At 72.0% G+C, this 12,933-nt stretch carries 9 protein-coding genes and 1 pseudogene; 5 read left to right on the top strand and 5 right to left on the bottom strand.

Going from position 1 to position 12,933, the window contains the following annotated elements; genetic code table 11:
• The first annotated feature begins 474 nt into the window (after window positions 1–474).
• Window positions 475–1,893: an FAD-dependent monooxygenase gene (locus tag AB0M08_RS35550; protein ID WP_364503259.1), complete on the top strand. Its 1,419-nt coding sequence runs from the start codon at window positions 475–477 to the stop codon at window positions 1,891–1,893.
• Window positions 1,894–1,967: 74 nt separating this feature from the next.
• Here the strand turns inward: AB0M08_RS35550 and AB0M08_RS35545 are convergent, their stop codons facing one another.
• Window positions 1,968–3,473: an alpha-N-arabinofuranosidase gene (locus AB0M08_RS35545; RefSeq protein ID WP_364503256.1), complete on the bottom strand. Its 1,506-nt coding sequence runs from the start codon at window positions 3,471–3,473 to the stop codon at window positions 1,968–1,970.
• 30 nt (window positions 3,474–3,503) lie between these two features.
• Complete coding sequence (locus AB0M08_RS35540) at window positions 3,504–4,451, bottom strand: SIS domain-containing protein (RefSeq protein WP_364503253.1); 948 nt, start codon at window positions 4,449–4,451, stop codon at window positions 3,504–3,506.
• Window positions 4,452–4,621: 170 nt separating this feature from the next.
• Between AB0M08_RS35540 and AB0M08_RS35535 the strand changes: the two genes are divergently transcribed.
• The 3 genes from AB0M08_RS35535 to AB0M08_RS35525 all read left to right on the top strand — a co-directional run bounded on the left by AB0M08_RS35535 (window position 4,622) and on the right by AB0M08_RS35525 (window position 9,522).
• A complete protein-coding gene (locus tag AB0M08_RS35535; RefSeq protein ID WP_364503250.1) occupies window positions 4,622–5,695 on the top strand; it encodes an ROK family transcriptional regulator in 1,074 nt (357 codons plus the stop codon).
• Between the two features lie 214 nt (window positions 5,696–5,909).
• Window positions 5,910–6,629 carry a hypothetical protein gene (locus AB0M08_RS35530; protein ID WP_364503247.1) on the top strand — a complete coding sequence of 240 codons (720 nt, stop codon included), beginning with the start codon at window positions 5,910–5,912 and terminating at the stop codon, window positions 6,627–6,629.
• A gap of 118 nt (window positions 6,630–6,747) precedes the next feature.
• Window positions 6,748–9,522 (top strand): glycoside hydrolase family 2 TIM barrel-domain containing protein, encoded by a 2,775-nt coding sequence (locus AB0M08_RS35525; RefSeq protein ID WP_364503244.1) that lies wholly within the window; start codon window positions 6,748–6,750, stop codon window positions 9,520–9,522.
• A 136-nt stretch (window positions 9,523–9,658) separates the two neighbouring features.
• Here AB0M08_RS35525 and AB0M08_RS35520 read toward each other — a convergent pair.
• A pseudogene (locus AB0M08_RS35520) lies at window positions 9,659–9,874 on the bottom strand (hypothetical protein); the annotation flags it as partial.
• Window positions 9,875–9,954: 80 nt separating this feature from the next.
• Window positions 9,955–10,980: a hypothetical protein gene (locus AB0M08_RS35515; RefSeq protein ID WP_364503241.1), complete on the bottom strand. Its 1,026-nt coding sequence runs from the start codon at window positions 10,978–10,980 to the stop codon at window positions 9,955–9,957.
• A gap of 172 nt (window positions 10,981–11,152) precedes the next feature.
• Here AB0M08_RS35515 and AB0M08_RS35510 point away from each other — a divergent pair, with 172 nt between their 5' ends.
• A complete protein-coding gene (locus AB0M08_RS35510; protein WP_364503238.1) occupies window positions 11,153–12,328 on the top strand; it encodes a barstar family protein in 1,176 nt (391 codons plus the stop codon).
• 4 nt (window positions 12,329–12,332) lie between these two features.
• On the opposite strand, the gene AB0M08_RS35505 is transcribed toward AB0M08_RS35510, so the two are convergent.
• Entirely contained in the window at window positions 12,333–12,917 is a 585-nt protein-coding gene (locus AB0M08_RS35505) for a DUF4937 domain-containing protein (protein WP_364503235.1), read from the bottom strand.
• Window positions 12,918–12,933 lie beyond the last annotated feature (16 nt).

Genomic DNA, 12,933 nt, shown 5'->3' with positions numbered 1-12,933 from the left:
CCTCGCGGGGGCACGGCCCCCCCGCCTTTTTTTTTGGGGGGGGTGGGGGGGCCCGCCCGCGCCCCAACGGGCCGCGGTGTTGGGGGTTTGGGTGAGGGGTGCCTGGAAGGGCTCGAGGCACCCCTCACCACCAGCCGAACCGGACGAGCTGGCGCTCACGGGTCCCTCCAAGCACCCGAGACACCCCGGAGCGCCAGCCAGAGAGATCCGCTCACCCGCGGAGCCCGGCCGGCGGCGAGCGGCGGCAGCGAGCGGCGGCAGCGAGCGGCGGCAGCGAGCGGCGGCAGCGAGCGGCGGAAAGGATTGGACGGGTGGTCGGCGGGGCGGTATGTTGCCGGACGACCGCGACGTCGTGCGAGGAGGTGAGGGACCCGTGAACGCTGTATCGAACCGGGTGCTCCCCCTGCCGTCACGGTCGGGCGACTGATGTAGGTGTCGCCGGGAGCGCCGAGGCACTCCCGAAAGGCGACACCCATGGACGTGATCATTGCCGGCTGCGGGCCCACCGGCGCGATGCTCGCCGCCGAGTTGCGGCTGCACGGCGTACGGGTCCTCGTGCTGGACCAGGAGACCGAGCCCGCCTCCTTCGCCCGCATCGTCGGGCTGCACATCCGCAGCATCGAGCTGATGGCGATGCGCGGGCTACTGGACCGCATCGCCGCTAAGGGCCGCCGCCGTCCGGCCGGTGGGTTCTTCGCCGCCGTGCCCGCGCCCCCGCCCGAGGGCCTCGACTCGGCGCACGCCTATCTGCTGGGCATCCCGCAGCCGGTCATCGTCCAGCTGCTCGAGGAGCACGCGACCGGGCTCGGCGCCGAGGTCCGGCACGGCGCCCCGGTGACCGGATTCGATCAGGACGACGACGGGGTGACGGTCGAGCTGGCCGACGGCGAGCGGCTGCGGGCGCGCTATCTGGTCGGCTGCGACGGCGCCCGGAGTACCGTACGCAAGCTGCTCGGTGTCGGTTTCCCCGGCGAGCCCACCCGCAACGAGACGCTGATGGGCGAGCTGGCGTCGGACCTGCCCGCGGACGAGATCGTCGCCCGGGCGAACGCGGTCCGGGAGACCGAGAAGAGACTGATCATCGGGCCAGCGGGGCCCGGTCTCTACCGCGTGGTGGTCCCCGCCGCCGGGGTCGCCGACCGCGACCGGAAGCCCACCATCGAGGACGTCCGGGAGCGGCTGCGGGCGGTCGCCGGCACCGACTTCGGCATGCACTCGCCGCGCTGGATGTCCCGGTTCGGCGACGCCACCCGGCTGGCCGAGCGGTACCGGGTGGGCCGGGTGCTGCTCGCCGGGGACGCCGCGCACATCCATCCACCGCTCGGCGGGCAGGGGCTGAACCTGGGCGTACAGGATGCGGTGAATCTCGGCTGGAAGCTGGCCGCGCAGGTGAACGGCTGGGCACCGGAGACGCTGCTCGACACGTACCACGCCGAGCGGCATCCGGTCGCGGCGGACGTGCTGGACAACACCCGCGCCCAGACCGAGCTGGTCGGTGACGGGCCCGGCCGGCGGGCGGTGCGCCGGGTGTTCGCCGAGCTGATGGGGATCGAGGAGGTGAACCGTCACCTGATCGCGAAGATCGCCGGGATCGGCGTCCGCTACGACTTCGGCGGCGGTCCCGACCTGGTCGGACGGCGGCTGCGCGACGTCGAGGTGAAGCAGGGCCGCCTCTACGACCTGCTGCGCGACGGCCGTGGCCTGCTACTGGACCGTACCGAGCGGCTGACCACGGGTGGCTGGGCGGACCGGGTCGGCCTGCTCGCCGACCCGACCGCGGCGGTGGACGTCCCGGCCCTGCTGCTGCGCCCGGACGGCCACGTGGCCTGGGCCGGCGACGACCAGCGGGACCTGGACGAAGCCCTGTCCCGCTGGTTCGGCGGACCGGTTTAGGAGACCGGTTTAGGAGACCGGTTTAGGAGACCGGTTTAGGAGACCGGTTTAGGAGACCGGTTTAGGAGACCGGTTTAGGAGATGGTCACCACGGTCCAGGAGACCGCGGGCAGCTCGATGGTGAGCGTGGAGCCGGAGAGCGCCGCCGTCTCGTTGGTCCGCGGCGTGACCCGGTTCTGGTTCGCGAGGTCGTTGACCGCGTAGGGGTCCTCGTCCCAGATACCCGAGGCGGTGACCGTGCTGAGCCGGCCGAAGGCGGACAGGTCCACGGTCACCGTCGTGGGTGAGGCGGTGTCCCGGTTCTGCAGGAACAGGGAGATGCCGTCGCCGTCGGTGGTCGCGGCGGCGGAGACCACCGGCACCTCGCCGAAGCGGGCGGTGGGCGTGGCGTCGGCGTCCAGCGCGACTCGCAGCGCGGTGCCCTGGGCGGCCCGCGAGGTCAGCGAGAACGGGTAGAACGTGGTCTGCCGCCACGCGTCGCCGCCCGGCTCGGTCATGATCGGGCCGATCACGTTGACCAGCTGGGCCAGGCTCGCCGAGGCGACCCGGTCGGCGTGGTTGAGCAGCGAGATCAGCAGGCCGCCGACGGTGACCGCATCGGCGACCGAGTAGACGTCCTCCAGCAGGCGCGGGGCGACCGGCCAGTCGTCCGGGGCGAACTCCTTCTCCACCGTGGCCCACTTCGAGTGGTACCAGACGTTCCACTCGTCGAACGAGATCTCGATGCGCTTCTCGGCGCGCTTGACCGCGCGGACGTGGTCGGCGGTGGCCACCACGCTGTCGATGAACGCGTCCATGTCGGTGCCGGACGCGAGGAAGCTGGCCAGGTCGCCGTCGTGCTCCTCGTAGTACGCGTGGCAGGAGATCAGGTCCACGTCGTCGTAGGTGTGCTCCAGGACGATCCGCTCCCACGCGCCGAAGGTCGGCATGTCGCGGTTGGAGGAGCCGCAGACGACCAGCTTCAGATTGCGGTCGAGCTGCTTCATCGCCCGCGCGGTCATCGCGGCGAGCTTGCCGTAGTCGGTCGCGTCCCGGTGGCCGAGCTGCCAGGCGCCGTCCATCTCGTTGCCCAGGCACCACATCTCGACACCGAACGGATCCTGCCGCCCGTTCGTCGCGCGCTGCTCGGAGCGGGCCGTACCGGACGTGGTGTTGGCGTACTCCAGCAGCTCAAGGGCCTCGGGCATGCCGCGGGTGCCGAGGTTGACGGCGAGCATCAGGTCGCTGCCGACCAGGTCCAGCCAGTCCTGGAACTCGTGCAGGCCGACCTGATTGGTCTCGGTCGAATGCCAGGCCAGGTCGAGCCGGCGCGGGCGCTGCTCGACCGGTCCGACGCCGTCCTCCCAGTTGTACCCGGAGACGAAGTTGCCGCCGGGGTAGCGGATCGTGCTGACGCCGAGCTCGCGGACCAGCTCGACGACGTCGCGGCGGAAGCCGTCCGGGCCGGCGGTGGGGTGGCCGGGCTCGTGGATGCCGTCGTACACGTGCCGCCCGAGGTGCTCGACGAAGCCGCCGAAGAGACGCCGGCGGACCGGCCCGATCGGGAACGCCGGGTCGAGGGTGAGATGGGCGCGGGGCATGGCGAACTCTCCTTGGATCTTGCTGACGTCTTACTTACTGCCGAGTCTGCTGTGGAAGCCGGGAAACGGGTCCGCTTCGGGGCTGATGCCCCTCTGCTCCGCGAGGGTCACCCCCAAGACCTGGAGGTCGATCACCGTGCCGAGCACGTCACCCTTTTCTTGCTTCTCCCGTACGGCGAGAGCCTGGGCGCCGATGGCGTGTACGAAAGAGGCGAGCGCGTCGGCATGACGGCGCGGTGGCTCGTCGCCGCCGACGATCACCAGCAGGCTCGTGGCACAGAGTCGGCGATGCGGGCCGTGCAGGAACTCCTCGACGTTCCACACCTCGGTCGGCAGCAGCGACATCTCCAGGATCTTGAGTCCGCCCTCGTCCGCGAGCGGATGCCAGTCGCCCCAGGTGACGATGTGAACGGCGGTCGGCGGCCGGACCGTCCTCGCGGCCTCGACGGCGGAGGCGATCAGCTCCCCGGTGATCGCCGTGACCGGCCGCGCGTCACCGGCGAGCCGGCGCAGCGCGTGGACCGTGGCGGTGAAGCCCTTGGTCTTGGCACCGACGGGTTCGGGCCCGCAGTCGATGTCGACGAGGCGATCCGGCGTGAACGGCGGCGCGGGCTCGGCGGTGACGAGGACGGTGCGCGCGCCCGCCGACCGGGCCTGCCGGAGGACCGCGAGCGTCCCCGTGCTCGTGCCGGACTGCGAGACCCCGATGACCAGATCGTCCGCGGTCAGCCCGGGCGCCTCGGACGGGATCGTGGCGAGCACGCTCCCGAAGGCGGGCGCGCGCTCACCGGTGGGCGCGCGCTCACCGGCGACCGCGTTCCCGAAGGCCGGGGCCGCGATCCGGGAGGCGTGGTAGGACGTGCCGGAGCCGACCAGGACGACACGGCGCGCGGCGGGCTCCGGGGCCAGCACGCGGTCGTTCAGTCGCCGGAGCATCGCCGGCTGCTCGTGAATGAAGTCGAGGACAGTACCCGCCATGATCATATTTACTATCAGTACGAGGAGAAACGGGTCAACCAGCGGAGAGGCCCATGATCACATCTCTTGAGGAAATAGTTTCGAGCGTGGTTACATATCGCACTGATGGTTAAGTCCGGGGTTGGTCATGCCGGGGTTGGTCATGCCGGGTTTTTCCCGAGGGGGCGAGGATGACGGTCCGGGGTACGACGGCGCGCACCGCGACGACCCGCGTCGTCACCGACATCAACCGCACCGCCGTGCTGGACGCCCTCGAGGAGCACGGCCCGCTGACCCGCTCCGCGCTGCGCGAACGCACCGGGCTCAGTCCCGCGACCGTGGACCGGCTCTGCGCGGCGCTGCTCGACGAGGGCCTGATCGAGCGGGCCGGGGCGGAACGGTCCGCCGGCGGCGGGCGGCCGTCGACACTCTTCCGGTTCGCCGGCGAGCGCCGGGTGATCGTCACGGCGGCGGTCTCGGCGGACGGCGCGCGCGGCATGCTGGTCGGGGTGGACGGATCGGCGGGCGTCCGGGCGTACGGGAAAGACGCTTTTGATCTGATCGGTGAACTCCTCGAACGCTGTCGCGAGGCGCAGCGCGCGGTGCTCGGCGTCGCCGTCTCGGTGCCGGGCGTGGTCGATGCGCAGGGGCGGGTCTCCAACTCGGAGGAGCTGGGCTGGCAGCAGTTCGCCGTCGGATCCGTGGTCGAGCACCGGTTCGGGCTGCCCTGCCTGGTGGAGAACGACGCCAACGCGATCGCGCTCGGCGAGTGGGCGCAGGGGGCGGGTACCGGCGCGACAAGCCTGGTCGCGGTGGTGCTGGGGATCGGCGTCGGCGCGGGGCTGGTCGACGGCGGGCGGCTGATCCGGGGATCGCGGGCGGCGGCCGGGGAGATCGGGCACCTGCTGAGCGGACGGGAGTCGTTCGGGCGGCTGTTCGCGCGGACCGGTGACATGGAGTCGCGGATCGGCGGCGAGGTGGCCCGGGTGCTGGACGCGGGCGGGCCGGCCGCGGACGAGGCGCTGGACTATCTGGCGCTCTCGCTCGGGGCGCTGGCGTCCGTCTTCGATCCCGAGGTCGTGGTGCTCTCCGGGGTGCTCCCGGCGGACACCGGCGGCACGGTGCGGGCTCTGGAGCAGCGGTTGACCGGGCGGATCCCGTTCATTCCGCGCATCGTCACCGGGCGGCTGGGCGGGGACGCCGCGCTGCTGGGTGCCGGCGAGCTGATGGCACGGCGTACGAAAGGATCGGTTTATCTTGCATAAGGCAGTTGTCGGCGTGGATGTCGGCGGGACCAAGACCCATCTGGCCATCGAGGGGTTCACCGCCGACAGCGCTGGGCCGGCCGACAGCGGTGTCGTCCGCCGGGACCTGATCGTTCCGTCCTCCGAGTGGCGGCACGCTCCCACTTTCTCGGATTTATCCAACTTCGAGCGTCTTTCTCGCATTATTTCCGACTTTTCCGGCGATGCTGTTGAGATGGTCGTTGTCGGACTCCATGCTCTCGACACCGTCGAACAGCGGGAGATCGCGGCGTCCGCGCTGGCGGCACACCTGCCCTGGCCGGTACGCGTGGTCAACGACGCGGAGCTCCTCGGCCCCGCCGTCGGCCTGGACCACTCCCTCCAGCTGATCGTCGGCACCGGCGCGATCGCGATGGGCACCGGCGCCGACGGCGAGGTGATCACCGCCGACGGCTACGGCATCCTGCTCGCCGACTACGGCAGCGCGCCCGCCCTGGTCCGCGAGGCCGTCCGCCGCGGGCTCCGCCTCGCCGACGACGAGGGCCCCGCCGCGGCCGCCGCCGACCCGGTGGTCGCCCTGCTCTACGGCGCGTACCGGGTGGACTCCCCCGCCGATCTGGCGCTCGCGTTCTCCAACGACCAGCCGTACGACTGGGGCCGCCACGCCCCGCTGATCTTCGACGCCCTGCACCGGGGCTCCCCGGTCGCGAACGCCGTGATCGACGAGGCCGCCGGCACGCTGGCCCGCAATCTCGCCGCCGTCCGCCGCCGCGGCGCCCTCGGCACGGTGGTCGTCGGCGCGGGTGGCGTGCTGACCGCCCAGCCCGTGCTGCAAGATCGACTCGTAGAAGCCCTGACCGCCCACGCACCGGACCTGACCCTGCGACTACTGACCGCCCCGCCCGTCGACGGCGCTCTGGCACTCGCCCGGGCCGGCACTTCCGTACCGAACTGACGAACACACGTACCGAACTGACGAGCACGCGCACCCCGAACGCACGCGTCCCGAACTGACGAACACTCCCAGCCGTACTGACAAGCACCAGCGCCAACAGCACAGGAGCTCCACCACCGTGAACGATCTCGCCTCTCCGCTGCCCGGTCGCGGCGGCCTCCCGCCCCGCGCGCACCTGCGTTCGGACGCCCCGGCGCAGCCGCTCGACGGCGTCTGGCGGGTACGGCACCGCCCCTCCCCCCGGCACGCCGAGGACGACGGCTGGCAGCGGCCCGGCGCCGCGCTGGACGCCGGGGACTGGGCCGACCTGCGGGTTCCCGGCCACCTCGCGCTGCAGGGGTTCGGGTCGCCGACGTACGCGAACGTGCAGTTCCCGTTCCCGGTGGACCCGCCGTACCCGCCCGACGACAACCCGGTCTACGACCACCTGGTCACCTTCGAGGCGGCCGCCGACGTCCTCGAACACCCCGCGGTCCTCCGGTTCGAGGGCGTCGACGGCGCGGCCACCGTCTGGCTGAACGGCGCCGAACTGGGCACCCTGCGCGGCAGCCGGCTGACCACCGAGTTCCCGGTCACCGAGGTGCTGCGCCCGGGCACCAACGTGCTCGCCGTCCGCCTCGCCCAGTGGTCGGCGCACAGCTACCTGGAAGACCAGGACATGTGGTGGATGCCGGGCATCTTCCGCAGCGTGACCCTGCTCGCGCGCCCGCAGGGTGGCATCGACGACGTCTTCGTGCACGCGGCCCACGACGGCACGCTCCGGGTCGACGTGAGCTCCGGCGAACCCGCGACCCTGAGTGTCCCCGCCCTCGGCCTGCACGACGCCGCGACCGGGGTCGTGCACCGGCTCCCCGCGGTGGAGCCGTGGACCGCCGAGACCCCGGTGCTCTACGACGCCACCGTCCGCACCCCGGCCGAGACGGTCAGCCTGCGGATCGGGTTCCGCACGGTCCACGTCGAGGACGGGGTGCTCCTGCTCAATGGCGCGCCCCTGCTCTTCCGCGGCGTGAACCGGCACGAGCACGACCCCCGGCACGGCCGTACCGTGAATCCCGCGGTCGCCCGGGAGGAACTGCTGCTGATGAAGCGGCACAACATCAACGCGGTCCGCACCTCGCACTATCCGCCGCAGGCGGGGTTCCTCGACCTCTGCGACGAGATCGGCCTCTACGTCATCCTGGAGAACGACCTGGAGACGCACGGCTTCGAGTTCACCGGGTGGCGCGACAATCCGAGCGACGACCCGCAGTGGCTGCCGGCGTTCGAGGACCGGATGCGGCGTACCGTCGAACGCGACAAGAACCACGCCAGCGTCCTGATCTGGTCCCTCGGCAACGAGGCCGGCATCGGGTCGAACCTGGACGCCATCGCGATCTGGGCCAAGCAGCGCGACCCGGAACGCCTGGTCCACTACGAGGGCGACCGCCGCAGCCGGCACGTCGACGTCTACTCCCGGATGTACGCGACGACCGACGAGGTCGAGCAGATCGGCCAGGAGCCGGGCCTGCCGTTCGTGCTCTGCGAGTACGCCCACGCGATGGGCAACGGCCCCGGCGGCCTCACCGAATACCAGGACCTGTTCCACCGCTACCCGCGTCTGGCCGGCGGCTTCATCTGGGAGTGGGTCGAGCACGCCCTGACCCCTCAGGATCCTTCCATTCAGCTGTACGGCGGCGACTTCGGCGAGAAGGTCCACGACGGCAGCTTCGTGGTGGACGGACTGGTCCACGCGGACAAGACCCCGGGCCCGGCGCTCGCCGACCTGGCCCGGGTCTTCGCCCCGGTGACCCTGGAGATCTCCCCGGACCGGTCCACGCTGACCGTGGTCAACCGCTACCACGGCCTCGACCTGTCCCACCTGGCCGCTCTCCTCAACGATGACACCGAGATCAAACTGCCGGTCGTCGCCGCCGGGGAGTCCGCCGTCGTCCCGGTCGAACTGCCCGCCGACGGCGTGGTGACGATCAGCCTGCGCGAGCGGGAGACCGGCCACGAGATCGCCTGGACGCAGGACATCCCGCCGCGCGCCCAGATCACGCTCGCCCCCACCGCTCTCGCCCCGGTCGCCGCCGATTCCCGTGAGATCGCCGTCGGGCCCGCCGTCTTCGACACCCGCACCGGCATGCCGACCCGGATCGGCGACCTCGACCTGTCCGGGATCGCCGTCTCGCTCTGGCGCGCCCCGACCGAGAATGATCGCGGCGTCGGCTGGGACGAGCCCGCCCTCCCCCCGGTGGCCGAGCGCTGGGCCAAGGCCCGCCTGCACGACCTGCGCACCCGCCTGGTCGAGATCGGCACCGACGGTCCCGCCCTGGTGGTGCGTACCCGAACCGGCCCCCCGGTGATCGACGCCGGCGTCGACGTGATCTGGCGCTGGACCACCGACGGCACGTCCCTGGCCCTCGACCTGACGCTGACCCCGTACGGCCCCTGGCCCTGCGACTGGGCGCGCGCCGGCGTCGACCTGCGCCTCCCGCACGTCACCGACCGGGTGGCGTGGACCGGTTTCGGCCCGGGCCCGCAGTACCCCGACACCGGCCAGGGCGCCCGCTCCGGCTCCTTCACCGCGGACCGCGACACCTTCGCGGTCCGCACGGTACGCCCCCAGGAACACGGCGCCCGCGTCATCGACGACGCGACGCTCACCCTCGGCCCCCGCAGCCTGCGCGTCCGCGGCACCGACCTGCTGCTCACGGTCCGCCCGTGGTCCCGCGACCTGATCGCCGCCACACCCCACGACCACGAACTCCCGGCCCCCACCGAGACCTGGCTCTCCCTCGACGCCGCGGCCAGCGGCGTCGGCACCGCCTCCTGCGGCCAGGGCGTCCTCCCCCGCTACCGCCTCGCCCCGACCCCCCAGCACCTGCACGCCGTCTTCACCCCGGGCGCCTAGCCCCGCCCGCCCTGGCGGCTCACCTGCGCGGCATGTCCCGCATGTCCTCGCATGGCGAGCCACCAGGGCGGATCCGTTCGGGTGTGTCTTCTCGAGCGACCTGCGAGACGGACTCGGGGTGGACCGGTGCCATCGGTCACGATGACCTTCCGATCTCCCACGGCCCGCGTTTGCGGTCCACGCTGCCGCTGCCGGCCACCGCACCGGTGGCGCGGTCGATGATCACGAACTGGTTCCACCGTGATGCGCGGACCTTCTCGGCCGCGTCAGCCTCCGCGGTCGCCTGGTCCTCCGGACCGCCGAGGTAACGGCGTACCCCGGGGTCGGTGGCCATCTCGACCAGCGCCGGTTCGTCGCCGGCCGCGACCGCTTGTCAGGTGGTCAGCGGTTTGTTGGCAGAGGTCAGCAGTCGGGTGGCTGCGTCGGCGGCTGTCATCGGACCCCGATACGGGCGGCAAGGTCGCGCAGTGCCGCAGGGGTCGGGGTCGGCGAGTACAGCAGAGTGGTGACGAGATCGCGGACGCTGGCCCGGTCGACTTCCTCAGGGGCGTGCCGGTTTGCGGCCAGGACGGCGTGGGCGGCTCGGTCGGCGCGGCCGTGCCGAGCCCATGCTCGTGCGGTGTCGACCAGGAACCGGCCGTGGCGTTCGGCGGTGGGCAGCAGGGCTGGGTTGACGGTAGCGGCGTGGCGCAGCGCGGTGGCGGTGTCGCCGAGGGTCGTGTGCACGCCGATGCGGTAGATCGCGACGGTGGCGGGGCTGAACGGGACGACGCCGGCGGGGCTACGCCTGCCGGTGAGCCGGTCGGCGCTCGCGGTGGCTTCGCGGAGATAGGTGTCTGCGGCGTCTGCGTTGCCGGCTTGAGCGCTGGTGTAGGCCGCGGTGCACAGCAGGCTGCCGTATCCGGCGAGGACATCGGGTTCGGGCCGGCTGATGTCGAGTTGCTGCGCGGTACCTACCAGGAGGTCCAGGGCTGCCGTGTGGTGGCCGTCGCGTCGCAGGGTGATCGCGAGGACGTGGGCGGCGGCGGTGATCTCAAGGTTGTCACCAGAGCTGGCGGCTTCGGCGCGAGCACGGTCGGCCATGGTGAGGGCGATCGCGTCGTCGCCGTGTTTGGTGGCCAGGCTGGAGGCCACCTGGTAGGTGCGTGACAGCAACGCGCGGGCGGTGTCGTGATCTCGTCCGGTGCTGTTGGTGGCGATGGCGTGCAGGCCGGCCAGTACGGCGGGCAGCGCTGCGGCGACCGAGGTGTACCGGGCGTCGCGGTAGGCGCGGGTGACACCGGCAACGTCGGCGGTGGCCTGCGCGACGGTCGTCGGCGCCGCGGACATGCTCGGGGCCGGCAGGAGCTGTTCCAGGCGGGGTCCGGAATCCGGCGAGACGGCCATGGCCGGAGCGGGGCCGGCGACGGTGGTGAGGGCTACTGCCCCCGCCCCGGTCAGCAAGGTACGTCGTCGCATGGGATCACCGCCTTCTGCCCGCAGAGTAGCGGCCGGGCTACCGGTGTGGCGGCCGACAGGTCCGGCGTGTCGGGTGAGACCCACGTACTGGGTTGGCGTCGTTGAGCCGCGCGGAGATCCGCGTGAAACCCACCCGTACGGTGCGAGCTCGTGCCTGCCGTAAGGTGACCGCGTGGCAGAGATCGACGAATCCGGCCTCCGCTGGCTTCTTTGGGGAGACGTCGGCCTCGACAGCACCTCCGACGACGAGATCCCCCTCGGACGGTGTGCGGAGGTGGACGGACTCTTCGTCGATCTGCCACCCCGGCCGCGAGAGCGTTTCACGCTCGTCGGCTGCAGGCCCGAGGGCGCGCTCGCCGAGGCGTCCGGCAGCGATCAGGCATGGCTGAGTGGTGTCGCCATCATGACGCCGACGTGGTCGGGCGAGTACCTCGGTGACGTCACCGTGCTGGGACGGCGGCCCAGCAGCACCGTGCCGGGAGCGGTGGACATCGACCTCAGCGGCGTCCTCGACGTCTACGACCGCACCGACGCGGTGCCACGACCCCGCCGGGGCACCGGGTTCGTCCTCGCCGGCGGGGATCAGACGCCGTACGGGACCTGCGCTGACGTGACCGGAGTGTTCCGTGACGCGGCCGCGCTGCCGGTGCCGCACGTCAGGCTGCTCGGCTGCCGTCCGGAGCCTCCACTGCTGGCAGCGCTCGACGCGATCGGGCAGACGACCTGGGCAGCCGAGCGTCGCCGGTGGATCCGCGCTGAGGTACACGTGGTCGCCGCCGACGGTTCGACGGGCCAGTTGATCGGCGCCATGGTGTCCGGAACCGTTCAGGCCTGCGAACCGTCCTCACTCGGCGACGGGCTCCTCGACGTCACCGTGGCCAGCCACGCGCGGGAACCGCTTCCGACCGGGATGCTGGACATTCTGGATCATTGGCGTACGGGACGGCCGGCCGGAAGGAACCTGTGGGCCGGGTACGACCGGGAGCTCCGTCATCACTGGGCGGGCGTCGCTCTCGGCCATCGGCGCGAGGAACCTGATCGGGCGGCCGGTGCCGACTACGAGCTCGACGGCGGGTTCGTGACCGACGTCGAGGGCTTCTACTGCGCGATCGGCGAGGCGATCAACGGGCCGGGCGGCTACTTCGGGTGGAACCTCGACGCGCTCGTCGACTGCCTGCACGGCGGGTTCGGCGCGCAGACCCCGTTCCGCCTGACCTGGCACGACTCGTCCGTCGCCCGGGAACATCTGGTGGCCGGCTACGACCGGCGCCGCCTGAGCCCGGCGGTCACGTTGCGCCACCTGCTCGATCTGCTCGCGAAGGGGCGGGTGGAGGTCGACCTGCGCTGAGGCGTCAGGTCCGCACCGTCCACTCCGGGACCACGTCGATCAGGTCGCCGGTGATCTCCGCCAGGTCGGTGGCCGCGCCCGATCGGCCGCGCAGCTCCATGAAGCGGTCCCGGATGTACGCACGGTGGTCCGCCGTCGAGCGCCAGTGGGAGAGCACCAGGAACTCGCGGTCGCCGTGCCGGCCGAAGGCGCCGCCGGTCATGCCCGGGCTCGCGGTCATGCCCGGGTTCCAGACCTCCCGCTGCGCCCGCACGAAGTGCTCCTGCCGGCCCTCGCGGACGTGACAGTGCGCCAGCCGGATCAGCTCCCCGTCGCCACGGCCGAGGTCGAGGACGCTGTCGAAGAGACGTACGTCGATAGCGCCGAAGGTGCCGCTCTGTGCCTTGGCGAGGTGATCGTGGGCGCCCTCCATGAACGCCCGGTACGCGCCCTCGTCAGCCCAGAACCCGAAGACGTGCGCCCGCTGCCGCCCCCACCCGCCGCACTGCCCGAGAAACCCGGGCAGTCCGCGGAGCGCGGCCCACTCCAGCTGGCCCCGGCCGAACGCCGCCCGGTCGACGACATCGCAGGTCACCCATTTGATGAGCATCCACCGACGGTAAGCC

Origin of the sequence: Actinoplanes sp. NPDC051851, from assembly GCF_040681165.1 — a bacterium.
Classification (GTDB): Bacteria; Actinomycetota; Actinomycetes; order Mycobacteriales; family Micromonosporaceae; genus Actinoplanes.
This window is presented reverse-complemented; position numbering and strand designations above follow the sequence as displayed.

What these genes read in the sequence shown, in the direction of transcription:
- AB0M08_RS35515 (WP_364503241.1), bottom strand. Translation starts at nt 10,980, where the DNA reads ATGCGACGACGTACCTTGCTGACCGGGGCGGGGGCAGTAGCCCTCACC.
- AB0M08_RS35505 (WP_364503235.1), bottom strand. Translation starts at nt 12,917, where the DNA reads ATGCTCATCAAATGGGTGACCTGCGATGTCGTCGACCGGGCGGCGTTC.
- AB0M08_RS35540 (WP_364503253.1), bottom strand. Translation starts at nt 4,451, where the DNA reads ATGGCGGGTACTGTCCTCGACTTCATTCACGAGCAGCCGGCGATGCTC.
- AB0M08_RS35535 (WP_364503250.1), top strand. Translation starts at nt 4,622, where the DNA reads ATGACGGTCCGGGGTACGACGGCGCGCACCGCGACGACCCGCGTCGTC.
- AB0M08_RS35530 (WP_364503247.1), top strand. Translation starts at nt 5,910, where the DNA reads ATGGTCGTTGTCGGACTCCATGCTCTCGACACCGTCGAACAGCGGGAG.
- AB0M08_RS35545 (WP_364503256.1), bottom strand. Translation starts at nt 3,473, where the DNA reads ATGCCCCGCGCCCATCTCACCCTCGACCCGGCGTTCCCGATCGGGCCG.
- AB0M08_RS35550 (WP_364503259.1), top strand. Translation starts at nt 475, where the DNA reads ATGGACGTGATCATTGCCGGCTGCGGGCCCACCGGCGCGATGCTCGCC.